Source organism: Archangium primigenium, assembly GCF_016904885.1.
In the GTDB taxonomy this organism is placed as follows: Bacteria; Myxococcota; Myxococcia; order Myxococcales; family Myxococcaceae; genus Cystobacter; species Cystobacter primigenius.
In genome coordinates this window covers 648853-671862 of the sequence record NZ_JADWYI010000001.1, presented here as the reverse complement: position 1 = coordinate 671862, position 23010 = coordinate 648853, and the positions used below count along the sequence as shown (strand labels likewise).

The window sequence follows — 23010 nt, the reverse complement described above, 5'->3', positions numbered from 1 at the left end:
CTCCCGGACATGCCCGCGCCCCGCTCCTCCCCGCCTCCCCTCCCGAACACCCTGGAGCGGCATCAGCGCCGGCGCGCGCAGGGCATCCCCACCCTCACCGTGCTCGCCGGCCCCCCCGTGGCCGCCCTGACCCTCTGGCGCGCCTGGCTCGCGCCCCACGCCCGGGCCCTCGTGCTCCTCGCCGAGCCCTCCGCTCCGGGCCTCGTGCGCGAATGGCTCACGGCGCTCGAGGGCCTCCAGCCGCTCGCGCGCTTCGCCGCGGACTTCCTCGGCGCCGCCGCCCACCTGGATTCCGGGACACTGCCCGCCCGCCTGGAGGGGAAGACCGAGCACGAGCGCGACGTCCTCCTCCGGGTGCTCTGGCCCCACCTGCCCCCGGGAGACGTGGCCACGGCCTGCCAGGGGTTGCTGCGTCCCGCACAAGTTCTCCACAAGTCCGGCGGGGCCGTGGACGCGCTGCTGGCGCTCTGGCCCCAGGAGCCGCTCCGGGCGCTGGCGGCGATGCACGCCCTGGTGCCCGAGCGGCGAGCGCCCGCCGTGCTCCTGTCCGGTCCGGGGGACGCCCGGTGGCTCGCGGACGCGGCGCGGTTGGCGTCCCAGGCCTGCGAGGCGGTGCCCGCCCTGGTGGTGGCGCTCCAGGCGTCGGCGGCCGAGGGCGAGGCGTACCTGCGCGGCGGCGAGCGCCGGGAGCACGCCCACGTGCGCGAGGGCTGGCTGCCCCTGGGCACCCCGTCCCCCGAGGAGGTGCGCGGACGGCTCGCGGCCCTGGGGCTCGCGGGGGAAGGGCAGACCCCCAGCCCCCCCCTCTTGCGATTGGCGGAGGAGGGCGTTCCCGACGAGGTGCTGACGCACTACGGCGAGGCCTCTCGGCGGGTCGAGGCCACCGTGCAGGAGGGGCCCGAGGCGGCGGATCAGGCGCGCAGCGCCGCGGAGCGCTTCCTGTACGCCCTGCTCGAGGCCCTGCCGGACACCCGGGGCCTGTTCCAGCTCAACGCGAAGGCCGAGTTCCGGCTGAGGGGCCGGGAGGTGGAGGTGGATTTCCTCTCGCGGCGGCTGCGGGTGGCGATCGAGGTGGACGGCTACCACCACTTCCGGGGCGAGGCGGACTACCGCCGGGACCGGCGCAAGGACCTGGCCCTGCAGTGCCACGGCTACTGGGTGGTGCGCTTCCTGGCGCGAGACGTGGTGGCCAGGCTGGAGGAAATCCGGGACACTCTGCGCGACGTCGTCTCGCTCCGACGGGAAGGCCTCGTGGAGGCTCCGTCACACCAGGAGGATGGAGATGCAGGGGGTTGAAGTGTCGCGCGTGGGGGAGCTGGTGCTGGTGTGGTTGCTGACGCGCGCCGAGGGCAAGGGGGCGCGCAGTGGGGTCGCCAGCGCGCTCAAGTCGCTCACGGCGCACCGCTGGAGCCCCGGCGAGTGGACGGCCCAGCTCGACACGACGCTCGCGGCGCTCACCGAGCAGGGGCTCCTCGAGCAGACGGCGCGCAAGGGCCTGGGGCTCACGCGCGAGGGCAAGGCACGGGCGCTGCGCTTCCTCGGCGAGGAGCGCGTGCCCAAGGGCCTCACCTGGAAGAAGGCGCGGCTCACGTACCTGACGGCGCGCGCCCTGGGCGTGCCGCCGGCGCGCCGGGAGCAGATGGGCCGGGCGGGGGACCTGCGGGCGGTGCTCGTGCAGAAGCAGACGGGCCTGGGCCGCGTGGGCGAGCGCTCGCTGCGGGCCGTGCAGGACGAGCTGTGCTGGAAGCAGTTGGGCGTGGAGACGGACAAGCCCTTCAGCCTCACGAACGTGCAGTCCTTCCTGCTCGGGCGGATGCTCCAGTCCTCGCGCGAGGTGAAGCCCGGCCAGGCGCTGGAGCAGCTCGCCGCGCGCCAGGTGGGCGCCCGGCGCACGGACGCGGAGAGCCTGCGTCAGGCCGCGCTCCAGGCGTGGCTCCTGCCCGCGTCCGAGCCCGCTCCGGCCCCCGCTCCCGCGCCAAAAGCCGCGCCCGCCGAGGAGCCCCTGTCCGCCTTCGCCGAGCGCGTGAAGCGGGCGGCCCGGGACGCGACGAGCGGGCGTTTCGGGGAGAATCGCGTCTTCATCTCCCATGTCTGGCGTCACCTCGGCGACGCGACGCTGGACGAGCGCGCCTTCAAGCAGCGGCTGCTCGAGGCCAACCAGAAGCGACTGCTCGACCTGAGCCGCGCCGACATGGTGGAGCTGATGGATCCCTCGGACGTCGCCGCCTCGGAGATCCGCTACCTCAACGCCACCTTCCACTTCGTCGCCCTGTAGCGCGCGCACCGCCAACCGGCCCCCGGGGGAACGCCGATGACCCAGACCGACACCCTTGATGCTCGCCTCGACGCCTTCCTGTCGGATCGCACCGAGGTCTTCCACTCCATCCAGCACCGGCACGAGGTGTGGCGGGGAGATCCCTTCGACGTCGGCTCCGTGCACCAGGAGGCGCGCTCCGCCTTCGAGCGCATGCTCCACCGCGCCACCACGCCCCCGGGCACGCCCTCCGGACGCATCCTGCTGCTGCTCGGCGACTCGGGCTGCGGCAAGACGCACCTGCTGCGCGCCTTCCGCTCGCACACCCACGAGAACGGCCTGGGCTTCGTGGGCTACATGCAGATGACGACGTCCACGGCCAACCCCGGACGCTACGTCCTGAGCAACCTCATCGACTCGTTGGATCAGCCCTACTGTGAGCCCGGCGAGTCCCACTCCGGCTTGCGCAAGCTGTCCGACGTGCTGCTCTCGCATTGCGGTCAGGTGGCCGCCCTGCTCGCGGATCCCGACCAGGACCCGGACGAGATCTCCATCCTGGTGGAGAACGCCGCGGACGACCTGCAGAAGCGGCCCGAGTTCCAGAAGCTGGATCTGGATCTGCTGCGCGCGCTGCTCTACCTGCAGCGCGACGACACGCGCATCCGCGGCCGTGTCCTGCGCTACCTGCGCTGCGAGAACCTGTCCGACAACGACCGCAAGGTGCTCGGTGGGCTCGTGCCGCGCATCCACGACACGGATCCCCAGGACATGGTGCTGCACCTGGGCAGGCTCATGTCGACGCTCAACCACTCGCTCGTGCTGTGCGTGGACCAGTTGGAGGGCTTCGACCTGGAAGCGGACAAGGCCCAGGTGTTCCGCAATGCCATGCACCTGCTGTGTGACTTCGCCGAGCGGGCCCCCTCGTCCATCATCGTCATCAGCTGCCTCACGGACTTCTGGAATGGCCTCAAGGCCCGGCTCACCCGGTCCATCCTGGATCGCGTCGAGCGTGACCCCGAGCCCATCGAGCTCAAAAACCGGCGCACCGCCGACGAGGCCCGGCTGATCACCGAGCGCCGTCTGGAGCAGCTCTACGCGGCCGAGGACGCGCCGTTCGATCCCGCCGAGCCCACCTATCCCTTCCCGCACGAGGGCTTCGAGCGGCTGTCGGGCCTGAGCACGCGCGAGGTGCTCGACGCCTGCCGGCGCTGGCGTGAGCAGGCCATGCGCACCCGGGCGGTCCCCTCGCGCTTCCCGCTGACGGAGGAATCGGAGCCGGGCGACATCTCCATCGAGAAGCCCAAACCACCGCCCGTGGAGCTCGACCAGGCCTGGAACGACTTCCGCACCAGCCACTCCACGCCCCCGCCCGAGGAGGATGCCGAGCTGGCGCAGCTGCTCGTGTGGGCCCTGAAGGCCAGCGCGCGGGAGCTCGACACGGGGCACCGCTTCGAGACGCACCTCCAGGGGGAGCACGTCGCGGTGGACGTCCTGCCGGGCGACGAGAAGCTGTACGTGGCCCTGTGCAACCGGGGCACCCGGGGTGGAGGGCTCGCCAACCAGATCGAACAGGCGCGCGAGGACGCCCGGGGCCGCACACCCGTGGTGGTGCGCACGAGTGACTTCCCGAGCAATCCCAAGACCCAGGCGGCCACGGAGCTGGGCAAGCTCATCAGCGGGGGAGGCCGCCGCGCGGTGCTCGAGGACAGCGACATCCGCACGCTGCTCACGTTCCGTGACTTCCACCAGCAGCACGACGCCCATCCCGACTTCGCCGCCTGGCTCAAGGGCAGTCAGCCGCTCACCCAGCTCAAGTCCCTGCGCGACATCCTCGCGCTGGACCAGCTGCGGACCGGGAGCACCCCGTCCCAGAAGGCGCCCGCGGAACAAGAGCCCAAGCTCTCCCGGAAGCCCTCCCAGACCCAGCTCTTCCCCCTCGATCCGCTTTCCAAGAAGGGGGAGCCCGCGTCCGTCGAGCCGCGCAAGCGCCCCGATACACCGAAGACCGTCGAGCTGCCCAAGAAAGCCCAGACCGCCGAGCTGCCCCTCCCCAAGAGCGGCCGTCAGGAGCCCGTGCGCATCGGCGAGACGGACAGCATGCGGAGCGAGCCCATCGTCTTCAGCCTCGACGAGTTCACCCGGCACGCCGCGTTCCTCGGCGGCTCGGGCAGCGGCAAGACGACGCTCGCGCTCAACGTGGTGGAGCAGCTCCTCATCCAGGGCAAGCCCGTCATCCTGGTGGATCGCAAGGGCGACCTCGCTGGCTACGCCTCCGAGGCCTTCTGGACCCAGGACGTGGACGATCCCCGCCGCGCCGCCCGGCAGGCCCTGTTGCGCGAGCGCATCGACGTGGCCCTCTTCACCCCGGGCCATCCCCACGGCCGCCCCCTGTCCATCCCCATCGTCCCGGACGGGCTCGCCGCGCTGTCCGACTTCGACCGGCAGCAGGCCACGCGCCACGCCGCCGAGGCGCTCGCGGGCATGCTCGAATACCGCCAGAGCCCCAAGGACAAGTCCTGCCGCACGCTGCTCGCGCAGGCCATCGATCAGTTCGTCCAGCTCACGTCCGAGACCGTCACCCTGGAAGGCCTCGTCAAGTTCATCGGCGACAAGGATCCCCTGCTCGTCAATGCCGTGGGCCGTCTGGACGTGAAGCTCTTCGACACGCTCGCCAATGACCTGGACCGGCTGCGTCTGGATGCCCGGGTGTTGCTCGACGGCGGGGCGGAGAAACTCGATATGGACCTGCTGCTTGGCCGGGGCGCGCACGCGAAGCCCGGCAAGACGCGGCTGACCATCGTCAGCACCAAGTTCCTCGGGGACAACAACAACGTGCTCTTCTGGGTGAGCCAGCTGCTCATCGAGGTGACGCGCTGGCTCAACCGCAACCCCTCCAGCACCTTGCAGGCCCTGCTCATGTTCGACGAGGCGGACATGTACCTGCCCGCCATGCGCCAGCCCTCCACCAAGCAGCCCATGGAGAACCTGCTCAAGCGCGCGCGCTCGGCCGGCCTGGGCGTCATGCTCGCCACCCAGAGCCCCGGCGACCTGGACTACAAGTGCCGGGACACCATCCGCGCCTGGTTCATCGGCCGGGTGAAGGAGAAGGTCTCCCTGGACAAGATGAAGCCCATGCTCAGCGAGGCCCGCGTGGACCCGACCCGCATCCCCGGCCAGTCCACCGGCGAGTTCCACATCGCCCGCGATGGCCGCGTGGACCGCGTCAAGGCCGATGCCTCGGCGCTCGCCACCGAGCAGCTCTCCGACGACGAGTTGCTCCGGCTCGCTGAGCGCACCCGCGCCCAGGGCACGGCCGCTCCCCCGGAGGACGGCTCCCCCGAGCAGAAGCCGACCTGGCACTGACGTCCGCCGGCGACACGGGCCTCGGATCCGGGTGTCGTTGCACCTCACAACGACACCCGTTACAGGAGCGGCGGAGGCCTTCCCATGTCATCCGCTGCTCCGACGCTGCTCGACCGCGCCGTCCTGGCCAATCCCTACCCCACGTACGCGCGCCTGCGTGAGGCGGGCCCCCTGCATTACGTGGAGGAGCTGCTGCAGTCGTACGTCGTCCTGAGGCACGAGGACATCGGGCCCATCCTCAAGAACCCCACGCTCTTCTCCTCGCGGGGCATGGACACCAACGAGCGGCGCATCCGGGTGGGCGAGGAGACGCGCGCGCTCTTGCGCACGGACAAGAACCTCATCGCGGCGGATCCGCCCCTGCACACGCAGCTGCGCGCGCTGGTGGGCCGCGCCTTCACGCCCCGACGCGTGGCCGAGCTGGAGCCGCACATCCGCGCGCTCACCGGGGAGCTGCTCGACGCGTTGCTGCGCACGGACGAGGTCGAGCTGGTGGAGGGACTGGCCGCGCCCCTGCCCGTGACGGTCATCGCCGAGCTGCTCGGCGTGGAGCCCGAGCGCCGCCGCGACTTCAAGCGCTGGTCGGACGACACGCTCAAGACGAGCGCCTTGTCCGTCGTCAACGCCGATCCGGCCCGGCTGGAGGAGAGCATCCGGGCCATGCACGACTACCTCGCCCAGGCCATCGAGGAGCGCCGCCGTGCCCCGCGCGAGGACCTCATCAGCGCGCTCATCCAGGCGGGCGGCGCGGACGACTTCCTCACGGCGCAAGACCTCATCGCCTTCGTGCGGCTGCTGCTCGTCGCGGGCAACGAGACGACCACCAACCTCATTGGCAATGGCGTGGTGGCCTTCCTGCGCCACCCCGGCGAGTGGGAGCGCCTGGTCGCCCAACCGGAGCTCGTGACCCCCGCCGTGGAGGAGATGCTGCGCTACGACTCGCCCGCGCAGGGCGTCTTCCGCCTGACCACCCAGGAGGTGGACGTGGCGGGGCGGACCCTGCCCGCGGGCACCCGGGTGATGGCGCTGTTCGGCTCGGCCAACCGCGACCCGCGCAAGTACGCGGATCCCGAGCGCTTCGACATCACGCGCGAGACGCAGGGCTCCTACTCCTTCGGCCACGGCGTGCACTTCTGCCTGGGCGCGCCGCTGGCGCGGCTCGAGGCCCGGGTGGCGTTCGAGGAGCTGTCCCGGCGGGTGCGCCGCTTCACGTTCGCCCCCGGCCAGGAGGAGACCCTCGACTGGGGCGGCAACCTGGTCCTGCGCGGCCCCAAGTCCCTGCGCCTGCGCGTCGAGCGGCGCTGAGGCTCGGCTCGGGGCTCAGGAGCCCGTGAGCCCTTCCTGGAAGAACAGGGGCAGGCGCACGGTCTGCTCCTCCAGGATGAAGTCCGGCACCAGCCCGAGCGACAGGTAGTGGTGGCGCACCTCGGGCGGCAAGTGCTGGAAGTCGCGCACCATGCCCCGGCAGAGCCGGGTGCAGCAGCGGCACTCCATGGTCTCCGGGTCCTCGCTCATGGTGGTGGAGTAATCGTAGAGGATCTCCTCCCCGGCGAGGATGTCGCGCAGGGCCACGAGCGTGGTGTTGTCCTGGAGGCCCGCGTTGGGCTCGCACGAGTGGTTGCCATAGAGGCCCGGCGCCTCCAATTCCAGGTACTCGTCACGCCCGACCTGCAGCATGTTGAAGGAGTCGGGACGGCCCAGGATGTCGCGCAGCGAGCGCAATTGGCCCGCGAAGGTGAGGATGACGTCTCCCCGCTTGAAAGGCACCGCGGCGAACACACCTCGGCCCAGCCTGCACTCGGCAACGAAGACCTTCTTCATCGGAACTCCCCCCCAGCAGTCGCTTCTCCTAGATAGCAGAAGCGCCCCGAGCCCCCACGCGCCCACGCCCGTCCCGTCTGGGATTGAACCCCCCGAACGGGACGAACCGTCGAAACGGTGAAAACATGGACAATCTGGATGTCGGGAAGGGAGTGCGAAAGCGAGGGGGCGTCGGTTCTCGGCGCGTCGAGCGGAGGCCCCCGCTATGATGTCCGCCTGGGACCGCCTGGGTCCCACATGGAACCTCATGTACCTCCTCGATCTCCACGTCTCCGGCCTCAAGCTCCTGCGCGACTTCCGACTCGACCTGCGAGACGCCCAGGGTCAGCCCCGGATGTGGACGGTCCTCATCGGGGAGAACGGGCTCTGTAAGACGAGCATCCTGCAGGCCATCGCCATGGCGGCAAGTGGGTACATCCGCGCCAACCAGCTCGCGGATGTGCCGTCATTGCCTGACCGACGACGTGAAAAGGGCATGACGACAATAAATGCCAATTTCACCTTTGGGATGGGAAGACACTTGCAGCGCCAGTATCCAGAAAGGGGACAGCATCTTGAAAAGCCGCCGCTTATCGATACGAGCCTGTTCATAGATCCTGGCTACAGCGTTTTTGATGGCGCTTCCTTCTACCGAGATGAAAATAGCCATCAGTTGGATGACCCTAGCTCGCCAGTAGAAGTTCGTCTCATCCGTACAGATCCCGTAGAGAAAGCCCGAGCTACCAATCTTCCCCAATGGTTCGTGGCGGGCTATGGAACCTCTCGCTTGTTGCCTCGCCCTTTTGCGAGCGACAAAGCCGAAGACCCTGCCCTCAGCCGCCTCAACTCCTTGTTCGATCGGGGTCGACTGATTGGTACCGGCTTCGCGGAGATGATCGAGAATCCAGAAGAGTTCACGGACGCGTTGAATCAAGCCCTCGTGAGCAGTCAATTGCTCCCACGGGCCAAGGGTGTCGAGATACGCGGACGAGGCTCGGCGAAGAATCCAAATGACGTCGTCTCAAAGCACAGCGTCGACATCAAGATGGGCAAGGACACCTTGAAGCTCCCAGCTACTTGGCTGTCCCAAGGGTATCAGAGCACCATCGCCTGGATTGCCGACATCATCGGCCAGATGTTCTGGGAGAACGACGGGGCCATTGCTCTCTCCGACATGGAGGGGCTGGTGCTCGTCGACGAGATTGATCTGCACCTGCATCCCAAGTGGCAGCTCGGCCTCATCCCCACGCTCAAGCGGGTCTTCCCCAAGCTCCAGTTCATCGTGACGACCCACTCGCCCATGGTTCTGCCCGGGCTGTCCCGTGAGGAGATCGTCATCCTGGGTCAGGACGAGGAAGGCAACGTCATCGCCCAGGAGAGCCCGGAGTCTCCCTCGCTGCTCACCGGCAGCGAGATCTACCGCACCTTCTTCGGCATCGACCGGCTGCATCCGTCCGATCTCGGCAAGGATCTCCAGCGCTACAGCTTCCTCATCGCGGATCCGCTGCGAAGCGACGCAGAGGAGCAGGAGATGAGGGACATCCAGAAGCGTCTCGCCGCGGCGGGCGTCGATCCGGGTTGGGAACCCGTCCCTCGCATGCAGGAGCCGACGTGATCCGCATCCACCGGGGTGCGGAGCCTGGAACACTCGCCGATGCCAAGGCCACCGAACTTCCCAGGGTTCAACGCCTCGCCGCTACACGTCCACCCACACAAGAGGACCTGGGCGGGAAATATAAAGTGGCTCACGATGCGCTCTGGAGAGCGCAGAACTACAAGTGCTGCTATTGCGAGAGCCGCGAGCAGTCCAAGCGCAACGACGTCGAGCACTTCCGACCCAAGGCCCGCGCGGACCGGCGGCCTGGCTCCAACGAGACCCATGGCTATTGGTGGCTCACCTGGACCTGGGAGAACCTCCTCTTCGCCTGCCGCAATTGCAATCAGGCGCCGGCCAAGCTCGACAAGTTCCCGCTCGCCGAGGGCAGTGAGGCCCTGCGAGAGGGAGACGTGCCCCCCGGCGCGGAGCGGCCTCTCCTCATCGATCCCGCCACGCAATCCGGCATCGAGCACATCCAGTTCGTCCAGACCTCTCTCGGCACCGTGAGCAAGACGGGCAGGTGGTATCCCCGGCCTCGCCACGGAAGCCGTTGGGGCGCCATGACCATCAAGGCCTGCATGCTCGACCGGCCCGACCTGCTCGACTTGTACGGGCAACGTGTCGAGCAGTACGTCCGGCCCATGGTCGAGGACATCCGCGTGGCCATGCGCACAGGTACGGGCGCCGATGTTCAACGATTGTGGTCGCGTACGCTGATCCGATTGCTGAACCCGGCCCAGGAGTACATCGGCCTGTCCTATGACGCGCTGGATCAGCTCATCCCCGCCACGCTGAGACGCAAGCACCAGCTCGACTTGCGTCTCCCGTGACGGGGATGTTCCCTCTAGCGTCTACCAGGTGGCCTTCATGGTGACGTTGGTGAAGGCGGTGAAGGCATTGGTGCAGGCGTACCAGGTGCCCGCCGCCGGGCCCTGCGTCGTGCAGGTCTCGGTGCTGCCCACGGCATAGGGCCGGCAGTCATACGAGTACTCGCCCGGCACGGCGCCGTACTTCACGTACAGGTCTCCATCGCCGGTGGCGCCGCTCTTGCCCGTCTGGGTGAAGGTCAGCTGGCTCCTGCCACTCGGCACGGTCACCGAGAAGCACCGCCACGAGTTCGTCGCGCCCGCGTACATCGCCGTCTCCACGCCGTTGGCCAGCATGGTCACGCCACCCCCCGTGCCTCCGTCGCTCCCGCCGCCGTCCGTGCCTCCATCGCCCGTGCCTCCGTCGCTCCCGCCGTCCGTGCCTCCGTCGCCGGTGCCTCCGTCACTCCCGCCGCCGTCCGTGCCTCCGTCGCTCCCACCGCCCGTGCCGCCCGAGCCGTAGGTGCCCTTGAGGCTCACGCCCGAGGCCTCCGAGTAGCCGTAGATCTTCACGTAGTAGATGCCCGCCGGCGGCGAGGTGAAGGTGCAGTTCTCCGTGCTGCCTCCCCAGAACGGACGGCAGTCGTAGGCGGACTCGTTCGGCACAGCGCCGTACTTCACGTACAGGTCCGCGTCTCCCGTGCCCCCGCTCATGTCGAAGGACAGCGAGGCCATGCCCGCGGGAACGGTCAGCCGGTACGTGCAGCTCCAGTCTCCCGTGCCCACCGCGATGCCCTGGACGGCCGTGCCGTTGCTCAGCGTGAGGGTGGAAGAGCAGGGCGGCGTCGTCGTGCCCCCCACGCCCACCGCGTCCCAGGCCGCGATCACCGCCGCCGGGTCGTGGTTCAAGTCCGTGGCCGCCTGCACCGTGTAGGCCTTGGCCTGGGCGAAGGTGGTGGAGGCCGTCATGTACAGCGTGTTGGCCCGGTAGAAGATGGCGCCCGCCTTCTGCATGCCCAGGCCCGGCACGCTCGTGGTCGTCTTGTCGCGCGGGTGCTTGCCGCCCGTGGCCAGCAGCTTGAACGCCAGGTTGGCGATGCCCGAGTTGTAGTGCACGCCGCCGTAGTCCGCGTAGCCCGTGTAGCGCTCGGGGTAGTAGTCCGTGGAGTACCCGTCCTGGGTGGGATTGCCCATGTAGCGCAAGGCATCGTTCGGGATGTTCGGCGTCCAGATGTCATCGCCAATCATCCAGATGGGCGCCGCCAGGGACCAGCCCTTCGTCCAGCTCTCGCAATAGGCGGCGAAGATGTCGCTCATGCCCTCGTTGAGCGCGCCGGACTCATAGGCATACGTGAGGTTGGACGAGGACTCCGTCACCGCGTGCGTCAACTCATGCACCGTCACGTCCAGCGACTTGCCCAGCGGGCCCGCCTCCACGCCATCGCTGTCGCCGTACACCATCTGCGTGCCGTCCCAGAACGCGTTGGTGTAGTTGGTGTCGTAGTGGACCGAGCTCTTCAGCTGCGCGCCCGCGTTGTTGTACGAGTCGCGGCCGAAGTTCGTCTTGAAGCAGTTGTAGGTGGTGGCCAGGTGCGCGTAGTTCTCGTCGATGTGCGTGTCACCCGTGGCCGCGCCGCCCTCGGAGCGCTTGAGCGTGCCGGGCAGGGTCGTCTTGTTGTTGGCCGTGTACACCGCGCGGTTGAGCGCCGCGTGGATCTCCGTGGCGCGGCCCAGCACCACGCCCTCCCGCGCGCTCACGAAGACATGGTCGCGCAGGGGCAGGGTGGGGCCCTCGCCCGTCACCACCACCTCGTAGGCGAGCTGGAGTCGGCCGTCCGCCGGGGCGCGGTAGTAGACGAGCCGGGCGCTCGGGGCGGCGAGCCGCGTGCCCTCGACGGCGCCGAGCGCGGCCCGCACGGCGTCCTCGCGGGGCAGGGTGGCCCGGGCCCGTCCCAGCGACTCGCCATCCCGGGCCGAGCCGTTGGCCGCGTACACCCGGCCCGTATCGTCCACGTGCACGACGAGCTCGTGGCCCACCACCGGCAGGCCGTTCTTCGTCTGCGCGTAGCGCGCGTGGGTGTGGCCCCGCTCGTCCACCTGGGCCCGCGTGAACACCAGGTCCGCCGCGCTCAGGCGGAACACGGGGGCGATGCGGCCGAGCGACTCGCTCAAGAGGGTGGGGGTCTCGCCCGCACTCACGCCCCGGAGCGAGCGGCCCAGGGTGCCGAACTCGCCCCGCACCAGGAAGGGCACGCCGTCCTCATGGGCGCCCAGCACCAGGGCCCCGGGGATGACACTCAGCGCGGCCTTGGCCTCCGAGGCCGCGAGCGTACTGGGGGTGTCGGGGTCGGACGGCACCGGGTGGCCCTCGTCGACCGAGCAGGCCGCGAGGGGGAGGGTGAGCACTGCGGCCAGGATGCGATGACGGATCACGGAGAAGACCTCCTGCTCGGGGGTAATGAACGTGCGCCCCGTGTGGGTGCTTCACCGAGCATGCGGCAGATCCGCCGCCCACATCATCGGACCATTGGCCGATCCTCTCCGGTTGTGAACGCGGACGTCACGCGTCCGGCCAGCGCTCCCCCACCTGTTGCTCGCTCCAGGTCCACAGCCGCTCGGCGAGCGCCTCGTCCCGGGCGCGCGCGGAGGTGGGGGCGGGCTTGAGGCGGTAGAAGTACTCCCCGGAGACGTGGGCCACCTCGGGGCTCGTGGCCAGGTACACCGAGGTCTCCGCGCCCTGCTCGGGGGTGAGGAAGAAGGGCTTGAGCAGCCGCAGCACCGTCTTGCCGAAGCCCGTCTGGCGGTCCTGGCCCAGGCGCGTGGCCACCGCGCCCGGGTGCAAGGCGTTGACCGTCACCGAGGTGCCGCGCAGCCGCCGCGCCAGCGCCCGGGTGAACAGGATGTTGGCGAGCTTGGACTGGCCATACGCCGTCCACACGCGGTAGCGCCGGGTGAGGTGGGGATCCTCCCAATGGATGTCACCCACCTGGTGCGCGCCCGAGGACAGGTTGACCACCCGGCCCTGGGGGGCGCGGCGCAGCGGCTCGAGCAGGAGCAGCGTCAGTAGGAAGTGGCCCAGGTGGTTGGTGCCCAGTTGCAGCTCGAAGCCGTCGCGGGTCGTCTGGCGCTTGAGGGTGACGACGCCCGCGTTGTTGATGAGCACGTCCAGGCGGGAGTGGCGGGCGCGGAAGTCGCTCGCGAAGGCCCGGATGCTGTCGAGCGAGGCCAGGTCCAGGCGCATCAGCTCGATCTTCTCCGAGCCCGCGCGCTCGCGCGCCTCGCGCAAGGCCGCCTCGCCGCGCTCGGGGCTGCGGCAGGCCATGATGACGGTGGCGCCCCGGCGCGCCAGTTCCACCACCGTGGCCAGCCCCACCCCCGAGTTGGCTCCCGTCACGATCACCGTCTGCTCAGTCATGGGCCCCGTGTACCACGCGCTCTGTGGGAAACCCCACGCCGGGAGTGTCCGGCGGGGCCCTGGACGACTTGCCGCCTCCGGAGGTGACTCCTAATTCGTTGGCATGGACAAAATCCGGGGATGGTGTGTGCTGGCGGTGGTGGCGTGCGTGGGGTGTGGCGACTCGAACATGAGCGGGGGCGGCGGCGGGGACACCCCGACGGACCAGGCCACCGCGGTGCGGCAGGCGTCCGAGACCAACTGCAACACCTATCAAGAGTGTGGGTCCATCGGTCCGGACAAGACCTACGTGTCCTATGACGACTGCATGACCCGGCGTCTGGCGTTCTGGAACGAGCGCTGGCCGGCGAGCGCGTGTACCCAGCGCATCAGCCAGAGCCCGCTGTCGCAGTGCCTGAACGCGCTCGGGACGCTCTCGTGCAACAGCCTCATCGACGAGCTCAAGGTGAACAACGAGTACTGCCCCCAGGCGAACATCTGCGCGGGCCCGTAGCCCCCCTGAGCGTCCTCGTGGGTCGACGGGCCGTGTCCGCGCGGCTCGCCGCTCCCTCGCGCCGGGAGTCCTTGCTCGCCCATACGCGTCGGCCGCGACGGCGCGATTGCTTGGAACCCCAGTCGACTCGGGGCCACTTGCCGAACGGCGACCCCGCACCTAACTCCCGGCCATGAAAATGAATCTCGGACTGGTGCTGGCGGGCGCGGTGGGACTCTTCGGGTGCGGGACGGTGGCGGACATCACCAACCGGCAGGCCGATGCCGTCACGGCGGCCGTCAACGAGAGCTGTGATCGCTACGAGGCCTGCGGACAGATCGGCCCGGACAAGAAGTACGCCACGCGCGACGCCTGCAAGGCGGAGAACCAGGACTTCTGGAACGGTCGCTGGGACGCCGCCGACTGCGAGGGCCACATCGTGGGCGCCAGCCTCGATGTCTGTCTGGACTCCATCAAGACCACGTCGTGTGACAGCATCCTCGACCAGCTGGACACCGCCTACAACCGGTGCGCCAAGTCCGACGTGTGCGGCACGAACTGAGCTGAAGCCGCGTGACCTGGACAAAGGGCCTGGGCACCTTCTCGGTGGCCAGGCCCTTGTCTCTTTCAGCCGTCTGGGTTCAGACGTCCGCGATTACTTCTTGGACTCGACCCCCACCGCGGTCCAGGCGTCCTTCACCTTCTGCACTTCCACCGAGTTGGCGCCGTGCAGGTCCGTGGCCGCCTTGATGGTGGCGTCACGCGCCTGGGAGAACGTGGTGTTGGGCGTCATGTACGTGGTGAGCGCCCGGCCGAAGATCTTCAGGCTCTTCTCCATGCCGAGGCCGTCCTTCACTTCCAGGCCCGACGTGCGGTTCTTGCCGCCCTCGGTGAGCAGATAGAAGGCGTTGTTGGCGATGCCGCTGGAGCCGTGGACCTCCTGCTGCTTCGGGTAGTTCTTGTAGTTGTCGATGGAGTAGTTGTCCTGGGTCGGGTCGTTCATGTAGCGCAGCGCCTCGCCCGTCTTGTTTCCGGGCTTCCAGGCGTCCTCGCCCATGCTCCAGTCGAACTTCACATTCGGGTTCTTCTGCGACGCGTACCACTCCACGCCCGTGCCCATGATGTCGCTGAAGGCCTCGTTCAGGCCGCCCGACTCACCCCGGTACACGAGGCCCGCGGTGCGCTCGGTCAGGCCGTGGGCGATTTCATGGCCCGCGATGTCCAGCGTGGTGAGCGGACCGGCCGTCTTGCCGTCGCCATCGCCGTAGCTCATCTTCTCGCCGTCCCAGAAGGCGTTGACGAGGTTCTTGTCCACGTGGACGTAGGACACGAGCTTCTCGCCCTTGTCGTCCAGGGAGTTGCGGCCGAGCACGTCCTTGAGGAAGTCGTACGTCATCTCGGCGCCGTAGTGCGCGTCCACCGCCGCCTTGGTGCGCGCGTCGTCCGTCACCTCGCCCCACGCGTCGTTCGCGTCGGTGAACTTCGTCTGGCCGCTGGCGCGCGTCTTGTTCTGGCCGTCGTAGGTCACCACGCCACCGCCGCGGGACTTGTCCTCGAGGGTGAAGGTGCCGTCGGCCTGCTTCGTGGTGGAGAGGTCCACCTTGCCGCTGTACATCGTCTGGTCGTCACCCTGGGCCTTGGGGGGCAGGGGCTTGGTGGGGCCCTCCTCGGGGGACGCGTCCACGTCCTCGCACGAGTCCGCGCCGGGGTGGTGCGTCTCGATGTCGCCCTCGACCTCGCCGGCGGCGTGCTCCTGGGCGTGCTTCACCTCGTGCTCGAAGCCGCCGATCTGGTCGAAGCTCTCCAGCAGCTCGCCGCTGTTGGCGTCCACGAAGTAGTTCATGCGGCTCGGGCCCTCGCCGGGCTTGAAGTCCGCGAGCTTGTCGAGCTGCACGTGGTAGGCGGAGCGGTACTGGCCGTCCTGACCCTGGACGATGACGCGCTCGGAGGTGGGCTCACGCGTGGCCTCCTTGCCGAAGGCCTTCTGGGCCACGTCGAGCGCTTCCTTCGCGGTGATCTTCGCCGGCGAGGCGCCCAGGCCCGTGGGGATGTTGGAGAGCGAGCCCGTGACGTCCGCCACGTTGCCCTCCTTGTCCAGGTGGCTGATGACCTGCTCGCCGAACACCTTCACGCCCTCGTGCTGCCGGTCCATGCGCACGTGCGTCATGCCCAGGTCGTCCTTGAACACCTGCTTGGGCGAGAGCGACGCGGACACCGGGGCGCTGGGGACGATGCCGCGGTGGGTGGTGCTCGTCTGCTGCAGGTGGGCCATGGACTTCTGGATGGCCGTCTGGGCCTCGGCGCTCTGGAGGTTGAGCGGGCCCGTGCTGCGCGCCGCGGCGGCGAGGTTGGCGGCGGCCGGCGTGAAGCTCGACTTCTCACTGAAGCCCGTGGCCGCGGGGGCCTGCGACGCCTGGGGGGCGCTGGCCGACTCCTGGGCGGCGGGAGCGGTGGGCTGGGTGACGACGGGGGCAACGGCCGGGTTCTTGTTGGAAATCTGCATGGCGAGCGCTTTCGAGGTGGGGACCGGCGGGAGGAAGGGGGCGTTCAGTGAGGGGCGTTGATGTAAGACTCATAGAGCATGATGTGTGCCACATGCCGCATCATGCTTACTTCCGTGCAAGTGCTTGATTTGACGAGGACCGCGGGGACTGGCGGGGGTGGGGGGGGTGACGGGAGTCACCAGGAGGGAAGGGGAGCCCCGAGGGGCGGCGGGGGTGACGGGAGTCACCAGGTGGTGACGGGAGTCACCAGGGGCGGCGGAGACCCGGGGAGGGGCCTTCACGCGACGCGCGCCGTCCCGAATAGCACGGGGGACGGCGGCGTCCAGCTTCGCGCCTCAGGGGAAGAGCAGCTCCACGGCCTGCAGCCGCAAGAGCTGGCGCGCCATGTCCTGCACGCCATCCACCTCGGACTGGCCGATCGCCTTGCGCATGGCCTTCTTGATGTCCGTGGAGGCCAGCATCATCAGGTTGAGCACCTGGGTGTTGGTGAGCCGGGGGTTGAGCCGGCGCAGCTGGGCGACGATGGTGCCGAGCTGGGCCACGCTCAGGCCCGCCACCATGACCTGGGGCGGCACGCCGTCATCCGGGCTGATGCCCACCGCGAGGATGCGCGGATCGATGAGCAGCGAGCGGGCGAAGTCCTTGTCGTGGGGCAGCCCCACGCGCGTGAGCTCCGCCTGCATGGGGCCGGTGTCGAAGCCCGGCATCACCGGCAGCACGCCCGCGGCCTCGTAGCCCTCGAGCACCGCCTCGTACTCCGCGCGGATCTCCCGGCCGGGGCGGCTGGAGACGAACTCCTCGAAGCACTGGTGCACCTCGACGGTGAGCGCGTGCAGGAGCTGCGCGTCGCTCGCCTCCACGGGCACGCCGAGCGTCTGGGCCATGCGGGCCCGGCGCTCGGGCACGCCGCTGGGCTCCTTCCACAGCTCGTAGGTGAGGGAGCTCTCGCTGAGCACCAGCGACAGGTTCACCACGCCCAGGCGGCCCGGGGTCTTGAGGAACTTGGCCAAGCGCCCGTGCACGTCCTTCATGCCGTTGAGCAGGCGCTCCAGCACCGCGGCGCGCAGTCGGGCGCGGCCCTCGAGCGCGAGCTGGGCGGCGTTGGGGCCCTCGCGCTCGCTCGCGCCGCGCTGCTGCTGCTGCTCGCCGCGCGGCAGATCCAGCTGGCCCGCTTGGGGCGACTCGCGCAGGTGCTGCGCCTGCATGCCCTCGCGCTGGGGGTAGCCCGCGAGCGCCTGCTGCTGGGAGCCGGGGCCGCCAGCGCGGCCCGCGGGGGCCTTGAAGCGCGCGTTGGTGTTCTCCTCGACGCCGCTGAAGCCGCCGCCGTTCCAGGCGCCGACCTGGCCGCCGTTGTCCATGCCGTCGCGGTTGCGCAGTCCCTTGGCGCCGCCGCCCCCACCGGAGACGGACTTGTCACCCGAGCCCGCCTTGCCCGTGCCCGAGGAGCCCTTGCCGGTGTCCTTCGCGCGGGGGTCCTCGCGCTCGCGCACCTTGGGGTTGTTCGTCAGCGCCTGCTGCTGCTGCTGCTGCGGACGGGGCGCGATGCCCGGAGCCGGCTGTCCCAACCGGACGCTCATGATGGAGGACCCCTTGCGTGAGAGTGTTCTTGTACACCCAAGCGCGAGGGGATTCCATGGGGGGTCCCGGCCGGGTGTTCACGCGCAGAGGTAGCCCGTCACCTGCAGCCTGAGCAGCTGGCGAGCGAGCTCCTGCATGCGCTCGACCTGGGCGCGGCCGAGGGTGCGGGGCTGCTCGTGGCGGACCTCGTTGAGCACGGTGACGAGCACGTGCCGCAGCTGGCGGTTGGTGAGCCGAGGATTGAGCTGGCGCAGCTGGGCGACGACCATGCCGAGCTGGGGGGTGCTCAGCCCCGCGACGAGCACCTGGGTGGGCGCGAGGACACCGCGCGACGCCCCCGGCCCCACCGCCAGCACGCGCTCCTCCAGGAGCAGCGAGCGGGTGAAGTCCGGCGCCACCGCGAGGCCCAGGCGCTGGACCTCCTCCAGCATGGGGCCCGTGTCGTGGCCCGCCAGCACCAGCGCCACGCCGCACGCCTCGTAGCGCGCGAGCATGTCCGCGTAGCGCCCGAGGGCCTCCTGGCCGGCCGGGCCCTCGCGGAACTCGGTGAAGGCGCGGTGCACCTCGGCCACGAGCGCGCCGCCCAGCTCCGCCGGGGACGTGCGGGGCCCCAGGCCCAGGGTGAACTCCAGGCGGGCCCGGGCCTCGGGCGAGCGCCGGGGCTCCTTCCACAGCTCCTGGGCCACGAAGCTCTCGCTGAGCACCAGCGACAGGTTCACCGTGCCCGAGCGGCTCGCGCTCGCGTTGGCCAGGAAGCCCTCCAGCCGCTGCACCACGTCCGCCAAATCCCGCCCCAGCCGGTCCGCGATCGCGGCCCGCAGGCGCTTGCGGCCCTCGGGCTCCTCGGGCACGGGCGGCACGGAGGCCTTCGCGCTCCCGGCGCGGCCCGCGGCCTTGCGCTCCGCCTTCTCGCGCTCCGCCTTGGCCGGGGCCTTGCCCGCTCCCGGCGCGGCGGACACGGGCGCCACCGGCGCTTCCTCCCGCTTCTTCGGGGCCGGCAGCAGCTCCGGACGCGGCTCACTGACCCACCGGAAGCCCAGGGTGCGCCGGGGAATGGCCGTGTATGCGAGTTGGAGGTCCATGGATGCCTCTGTGCGATGGGTGCACACTTCCACCCTGCAAAAGGTAATCCAGGGAGCTACAGGTCACCCTCATGTGCCTACATCAGGCATACATCAGCGCCTAAGTGGGCGAAAACATGACTCCCTCTCACTTCTCAGGAGAACGCGACGCGTCGAAGGCCAGGGTTGGGCGGGGCGAGGGCCCTGGTGACGGGAGTCACCACCGGGTGACTCGAGTCACCGCTTGGAAGCGCGGCAGGGGCCGGAAACGACACAGGGCCCCCGGTGGAGTCCGGAGGCCCTGGCGCGCGTCCCACGGGGTGGGAGCGGAGGCGACGTTCGAGGCGACGCCTCGGGCTACTTCTGGGCGGCGATCGAGTCGATGCGGGCCGAGGTGGACTCGACGATCTTGCCGAGCTTCTGGGCGGTCTCCTTGAGGTCCGAGCCGGGGATCTGCGCGAGCAGGGCCTTGAGCTCGTCGGCGCCCTCGACGAGCGCGCGGCTCATCTGCACGGCCTTGCTGCTCTCCTCGGCGGCGGCCTGGGGGGAGGGGGTGTTCTCGGGGGCCGCGGCGAGCTGGGGGGCGATGAGCTTCACGAGCTGCGCGAAGGTGGTCATCATCGCCTCCATCTGGCGCAGCATGGCCAGCTTGTCCGGCGACGGGGACGAGGGGCTCTGGGGCTGCGCGGGGGTGTCGGTGGACATGGCGGCGATTCCTCGAGGTGACGGGTGGAAGAGGCGAAGCCACCCCGGAGGGTGGCCCGGCTCGCACCTATAGCACGAGCCCTCGTGGGCCCGTCACCCCGTGCTCAGGCGCTCTCGCCGCCGCTGTCCAGGCCGTGCTTGCGCAGGAGCTTGCGCAGGTAGACGCGGTCGATGCCCGCCTCGCGCGAGGCGCGGGAGATGTTGCCCTCGCAGCGCTCGAGCAGACCCTTGAGGTAGTCGCGCTCGAAGCCCTCGATGAGCCGCTCCTTGGCGTCCTTGAAGGGCAGGTCCAGATCCACGCCGCCGCCGCCGCCGCTGGAGCCCGAGGACACCTCTCCGCCGGGCAGCGGGGGCATCTCGGGCAGGGCCTCCTCGCCCAGGTTCACCACCTGCTCCACCACGTTGCGCAGCTCGCGCACGTTGCCCGGCCAGGGGTACTGGCTGAGCAGGGCGCGCGTCTGGTCGGACAGGTCGCTCGGGGGCCGGCCCATGCGGCCGAGCACGGTGTCGATGAGCAGCGGGATGTCCTCGGGCCGCTCGCGCAGGGGCGGCAGGGTGACGCGCAGCACGGCGAGCCGGTGGAAGAGGTCGCGGCGGAACTTGTTCGCCTTGACCGCGCCCTCCAGGTCCACGTGCGTGGCGGCCACCACCCGCATGTCCACCGTGCGGTAGTCGTTGGCGCCCACGCGCTTGACCTGCCGGCGCTCCAGCACGCGCAAGAGGCGCGGCTGCAGGTCCAGGGGCAGCTCGCCCACCTCGTCGAGGAACACGGTGCCGCCCGCGGCGCGCTCGAAGGCGCCGGCCCGGTCCGCCAGGGCGCCGGTGAAGGCGCCCTTCACGTGGCCGAACAGCTCGCTCTCGATGAGCGAGGGGGCGATGCCCGCCAGGTCCACGATGATGAAGGGGCCCTTGGCGCGCTTGCTCTCGTTGTGCAGGCCCTCGGCGCACAGCTCCTTGCCCGTGCCCGTCTCGCCGTGGATGAGCACGTCCGAGCCGCCCGGCGCCATGCGCTCGAGCAGGGTGAAGACCTCGCGCATCTTGCGGCTCTTGCCCACCAGCGCGCCGAAGCGGTCCCGCCCGGAGAGCACCACGGAGCGCTCGCGCGTGTCCTCGGGCACCAGCTTGAGCTCGGTGGTGCCCAGGGTGACGACGCTGCCGGGCCGCAGCTCCAGCTGGGAAAAGCGCATCCCATCGAAGAACGAGCCGTTGCGCGACTCCAGGTCCACCGCCAGCACGTGCTCGTCATGCACCTCGAGCTTGAGGTGCTGGCGCGAGATGGTCTTGTCCTCCAGGATGATGTCGCAGGTGGGCGCCTTGCCCACCACGTACTCCTTGTGGTCGAGCGAGAACGAGCGTCCCGCTTCGGCCCCGGAGAGCACGAGCAGCTTCATGCGAATGCGCCCGGGCCCCGACCGCATCATCAGGGTCGCCGTTGCGTCCGAACCTTCTTCATCGTCGTAAGACGCCACGGCCCGGCACGCTAACACGCTTCATGGCCGTGGGACACCGCCGTCGCGGGAGGCTGGAAATCCCGCGACGGGGCGGCTCTCAGCGCTCGGGAATGTCCGTCAGGGACAGCTTGAACTGGGCCGTCTTGCCCGCGGCGATGGGCACCGACAGCTCGCGCCGCTTGCCGTCCGCGCCCTTGATGCGCAGGCGGTGCTGGCCCGCGGGCACCTGGACCTTGAACAGCGGCGTCTTGCCCAGCACGCGGCCGTTGAGGGACACCTCCGCCTCCGGAATCACCACCAGGGTGAGCCAGCCCTGCTTGCCGGTCGGGCGCGCCGGGGCGTCGTCGGCGTCGGCCGGGGCGTCCTCACCGGGGCGCGCGGGGGCGGCGTCCCTCGGAGCGTCCTTCGGGGCATCGGCCGGGGCCGAGCCCGCGCGGGGAGCGATGGGGGTGATGGGGGAGAGCTCCTCGGGCGTCAGGCGCGTGCCCACGTCCACCCCCGCGCGATCCATCTGGACGAGGCCCACCGCGGCCAGGCCCAGCCCTCCGGCCACCAGCAGGAGCAAGAGCAGCTTGAACACCGGGGCCGGGGACTTCGCGGCGGCCGGGGGGTTGGGGGCGGCCGGGGCGGAGGCCATCGCGTGGGACTCGGTCGGGGGGGCCGACGGGGCCGCGCGCACGGCGGGCACCCGGCGCCCCGGGGTGAGCACGCCCTGGGAGGACTCCGCCGAGGGCGCCGGCTTGCGCCGGGGGGCGGGCGCGGGCGCGGGCGCGGCGGGCCGGAGCGCCGTGGGCGCGAACGGCTCATCCTCGGACCCGGCCGTGTCCGGGATGCCGTCGGCGCTCTCCAGCAGGCGGCGGGTGTTCTCCTTCTGCTTGTGGAAGTGCTCGGCCATGAAGGCCGCGCGCTGCTCGGCGTCGAAGAGCCGCCCGCCGGCCGCGGCCTCGAGGGCGCGCGCCATCTCCCGGCCGTTGGCGTAGCGCTCGTCCCGCTTGCGCTCGAGCGCCCGGTACACCACCGCCACCAGCCCCGGGGGCATGGCCTCCGTGCGGCACACGGGCTCGGGGATCTCCGCGTCCAGGATGAGCTTCATCTCCTGGACCTCCGAGTGGCCCGCGAACAGGCGCCCCCCGGTGATGAGCTCGTGGAGCATGACACCCACGGCGAACAGGTCGCTGCGCCCATCGAGCGGCTCGCCCCGCACCTGCTCCGGGGACATGTAGCCCGTGGTGCCCTTCACCATGCCCGCCATGGTGTGCGAGCGGCCCCCGCGGGCCTTGGCGATGCCGAAGTCGAGCAGCTTCACCTCGCCCTCGTACGTCACCATCACGTTCTTGTGCGCCACGTCCCGGTGGATGATGGGGAAGGGCTTGCCCGCGGGCGTGGTGAAGCCGTGCGCGGAGTGCAGCGCCAGGCAGATGTCGCGCACCACCGACAGGCCGAAGCCCAGCGGCAGCGGCACCTCGCGCCGGGCGCACACGCTCTGCACCTGCTCCAGGTTCTGCCCCGCGATGAACTCCATGGCCAGGAACAGGCCCTCGTCATCCCGGCCCAGCTCGAACACCTGCCCGATGTTCGGATGGTTGAGCGCCGCGGTGATGCGCGCCTCGTCCAGGAACATCTGCTCGAACTGCGAGTCGCTCCGGGCATCCGGGAGCACGCGCTTGATGGCCGCGTACTTGCGAAAACCCCCGGGCCCCGAGGTGAAGCCCAGGAACAGCTCCGCCATGCCGCCCACGGAGAGTTGGGAAATCACCTGGTAGCGGCCGATGCGCGCGCCCCGGTGCGGATCGGCGCTCTCGTTGGGATGGGACATGGCCGCGCAGCATAGCCCACACCCCTGTGGACGGCCTGTGGATGGACTCCCCCCGCCCTGTGGATAAGTCCCCGGCTGATCCCCAGCCTGTGGATGGCGGGGGAAAAGCTCCAACTTCCCCACATGTAGCATATCCGAGAAAGCTCAAGGGTCTCGGGTGCTTACGGACTTTTCCACAAGTCCACACC

At 70.0% G+C, this 23010-nt stretch carries 17 protein-coding genes; 8 read left to right on the top strand and 9 right to left on the bottom strand.

Translation table 11 applies throughout. The features are described from left to right. The first annotated feature begins 9 nt into the window (after nucleotides 1–9). The 4 genes from I3V78_RS39805 to I3V78_RS02780 all read left to right on the top strand — a co-directional run bounded on the left by I3V78_RS39805 (nucleotide 10) and on the right by I3V78_RS02780 (nucleotide 6922). Nucleotides 10–1296: an endonuclease domain-containing protein gene (locus I3V78_RS39805; protein WP_204484766.1), complete on the top strand. Its 1287-nt coding sequence runs from the start codon at nucleotides 10–12 to the stop codon at nucleotides 1294–1296. Then, a complete protein-coding gene (locus I3V78_RS02790; protein ID WP_204484765.1) occupies nucleotides 1283–2275 on the top strand; it encodes a hypothetical protein in 993 nt (330 codons plus the stop codon). The genes I3V78_RS39805 and I3V78_RS02790 overlap by 14 nt, the downstream gene beginning before the upstream one ends. A 36-nt stretch (nucleotides 2276–2311) precedes the next feature. After that, on the top strand, nucleotides 2312–5617 hold the full coding sequence (locus I3V78_RS02785; RefSeq protein WP_204484764.1) for a helicase HerA domain-containing protein: 3306 nt from the start codon (nucleotides 2312–2314) through the stop codon (nucleotides 5615–5617). An 84-nt stretch (nucleotides 5618–5701) separates the two neighbouring features. After that, entirely contained in the window at nucleotides 5702–6922 is a 1221-nt protein-coding gene (locus I3V78_RS02780; protein WP_204484762.1) for a cytochrome P450, read from the top strand. Nucleotides 6923–6937: 15 nt separating this feature from the next. Here the strand turns inward: I3V78_RS02780 and I3V78_RS02775 are convergent, their stop codons facing one another. After that, nucleotides 6938–7438 (bottom strand): SET domain-containing protein, encoded by a 501-nt coding sequence (locus I3V78_RS02775; RefSeq protein WP_204484761.1) that lies wholly within the window; start codon nucleotides 7436–7438, stop codon nucleotides 6938–6940. Between the two features lie 247 nt (nucleotides 7439–7685). On the opposite strand from I3V78_RS02775, the gene I3V78_RS02770 reads away from it, so the two are divergent. Continuing rightward, nucleotides 7686–9032, top strand: coding sequence for an AAA family ATPase (locus I3V78_RS02770; protein WP_204484760.1), 1347 nt, complete (start codon nucleotides 7686–7688; stop codon nucleotides 9030–9032). 125 nt (nucleotides 9033–9157) lie between these two features. After that, nucleotides 9158–9844, top strand: a complete 687-nt coding sequence (locus tag I3V78_RS02765; protein ID WP_204484759.1) for an HNH endonuclease — start codon at nucleotides 9158–9160, stop codon at nucleotides 9842–9844. Nucleotides 9845–9865: 21 nt separating this feature from the next. Here the strand turns inward: I3V78_RS02765 and I3V78_RS02755 are convergent, their stop codons facing one another. After that, nucleotides 9866–12253, bottom strand: coding sequence for a M4 family metallopeptidase (locus I3V78_RS02755; RefSeq protein WP_338023451.1), 2388 nt, complete (start codon nucleotides 12251–12253; stop codon nucleotides 9866–9868). Between the two features lie 127 nt (nucleotides 12254–12380). Further along, a complete protein-coding gene (locus tag I3V78_RS02750) occupies nucleotides 12381–13235 on the bottom strand; it encodes an SDR family oxidoreductase (protein WP_204484758.1) in 855 nt (284 codons plus the stop codon). 103 nt (nucleotides 13236–13338) lie between these two features. On the opposite strand from I3V78_RS02750, the gene I3V78_RS02745 reads away from it, so the two are divergent. Beyond that, nucleotides 13339–13728: a DUF6184 family natural product biosynthesis lipoprotein gene (locus tag I3V78_RS02745; protein WP_204484757.1), complete on the top strand. Its 390-nt coding sequence runs from the start codon at nucleotides 13339–13341 to the stop codon at nucleotides 13726–13728. Between the two features lie 172 nt (nucleotides 13729–13900). Further along, nucleotides 13901–14269, top strand: coding sequence for a DUF6184 family natural product biosynthesis lipoprotein (locus tag I3V78_RS02740; protein ID WP_239576268.1), 369 nt, complete (start codon nucleotides 13901–13903; stop codon nucleotides 14267–14269). Between the two features lie 93 nt (nucleotides 14270–14362). Here the strand turns inward: I3V78_RS02740 and I3V78_RS02735 are convergent, their stop codons facing one another. The 6 genes from I3V78_RS02735 to I3V78_RS02710 all read right to left on the bottom strand — a co-directional run bounded on the left by I3V78_RS02735 (nucleotide 14363) and on the right by I3V78_RS02710 (nucleotide 22822). Continuing rightward, nucleotides 14363–16210, bottom strand: a complete 1848-nt coding sequence (locus I3V78_RS02735; protein ID WP_204484756.1) for a M4 family metallopeptidase — start codon at nucleotides 16208–16210, stop codon at nucleotides 14363–14365. Between the two features lie 336 nt (nucleotides 16211–16546). Continuing rightward, the gene (locus I3V78_RS02730) at nucleotides 16547–17788 is read right to left on the bottom strand and encodes a hypothetical protein (RefSeq protein WP_204484755.1); all 1242 of its coding nucleotides are present in this window, start codon (nucleotides 17786–17788) and stop codon (nucleotides 16547–16549) included. A 78-nt stretch (nucleotides 17789–17866) separates the two neighbouring features. Beyond that, complete coding sequence (locus I3V78_RS02725) at nucleotides 17867–18871, bottom strand: hypothetical protein (protein ID WP_204484754.1); 1005 nt, start codon at nucleotides 18869–18871, stop codon at nucleotides 17867–17869. A gap of 336 nt (nucleotides 18872–19207) precedes the next feature. Beyond that, entirely contained in the window at nucleotides 19208–19555 is a 348-nt protein-coding gene (locus I3V78_RS02720; protein ID WP_204484753.1) for a hypothetical protein, read from the bottom strand. A gap of 104 nt (nucleotides 19556–19659) precedes the next feature. Next, on the bottom strand, nucleotides 19660–20976 hold the full coding sequence (locus tag I3V78_RS02715) for a sigma 54-interacting transcriptional regulator (protein WP_420840414.1): 1317 nt from the start codon (nucleotides 20974–20976) through the stop codon (nucleotides 19660–19662). A 127-nt stretch (nucleotides 20977–21103) separates the two neighbouring features. After that, nucleotides 21104–22822 carry a serine/threonine-protein kinase gene (locus tag I3V78_RS02710; protein WP_239576267.1) on the bottom strand — a complete coding sequence of 573 codons (1719 nt, stop codon included), beginning with the start codon at nucleotides 22820–22822 and terminating at the stop codon, nucleotides 21104–21106. Between the last annotated feature and the right edge of the window lie 188 nt (nucleotides 22823–23010).

What these genes read in the sequence shown, in the direction of transcription:
- I3V78_RS39805 (WP_204484766.1), top strand. Translation starts at nt 10, where the DNA reads ATGCCCGCGCCCCGCTCCTCCCCGCCTCCCCTCCCGAACACCCTGGAG.
- I3V78_RS02790 (WP_204484765.1), top strand. Translation starts at nt 1,283, where the DNA reads ATGCAGGGGGTTGAAGTGTCGCGCGTGGGGGAGCTGGTGCTGGTGTGG.
- I3V78_RS02785 (WP_204484764.1), top strand. Translation starts at nt 2,312, where the DNA reads ATGACCCAGACCGACACCCTTGATGCTCGCCTCGACGCCTTCCTGTCG.
- I3V78_RS02780 (WP_204484762.1), top strand. Translation starts at nt 5,702, where the DNA reads ATGTCATCCGCTGCTCCGACGCTGCTCGACCGCGCCGTCCTGGCCAAT.
- I3V78_RS02775 (WP_204484761.1), bottom strand. Translation starts at nt 7,438, where the DNA reads ATGAAGAAGGTCTTCGTTGCCGAGTGCAGGCTGGGCCGAGGTGTGTTC.
- I3V78_RS02770 (WP_204484760.1), top strand. Translation starts at nt 7,686, where the DNA reads ATGTACCTCCTCGATCTCCACGTCTCCGGCCTCAAGCTCCTGCGCGAC.
- I3V78_RS02750 (WP_204484758.1), bottom strand. Translation starts at nt 13,235, where the DNA reads ATGACTGAGCAGACGGTGATCGTGACGGGAGCCAACTCGGGGGTGGGG.
- I3V78_RS02745 (WP_204484757.1), top strand. Translation starts at nt 13,339, where the DNA reads ATGGACAAAATCCGGGGATGGTGTGTGCTGGCGGTGGTGGCGTGCGTG.
- I3V78_RS02740 (WP_239576268.1), top strand. Translation starts at nt 13,901, where the DNA reads ATGAAAATGAATCTCGGACTGGTGCTGGCGGGCGCGGTGGGACTCTTC.
- I3V78_RS02735 (WP_204484756.1), bottom strand. Translation starts at nt 16,210, where the DNA reads ATGCAGATTTCCAACAAGAACCCGGCCGTTGCCCCCGTCGTCACCCAG.
- I3V78_RS02730 (WP_204484755.1), bottom strand. Translation starts at nt 17,788, where the DNA reads ATGAGCGTCCGGTTGGGACAGCCGGCTCCGGGCATCGCGCCCCGTCCG.
- I3V78_RS02725 (WP_204484754.1), bottom strand. Translation starts at nt 18,871, where the DNA reads ATGGACCTCCAACTCGCATACACGGCCATTCCCCGGCGCACCCTGGGC.
- I3V78_RS02720 (WP_204484753.1), bottom strand. Translation starts at nt 19,555, where the DNA reads ATGTCCACCGACACCCCCGCGCAGCCCCAGAGCCCCTCGTCCCCGTCG.
- I3V78_RS02715 (WP_420840414.1), bottom strand. Translation starts at nt 20,976, where the DNA reads ATGATGCGGTCGGGGCCCGGGCGCATTCGCATGAAGCTGCTCGTGCTC.
- I3V78_RS02710 (WP_239576267.1), bottom strand. Translation starts at nt 22,822, where the DNA reads ATGTCCCATCCCAACGAGAGCGCCGATCCGCACCGGGGCGCGCGCATC.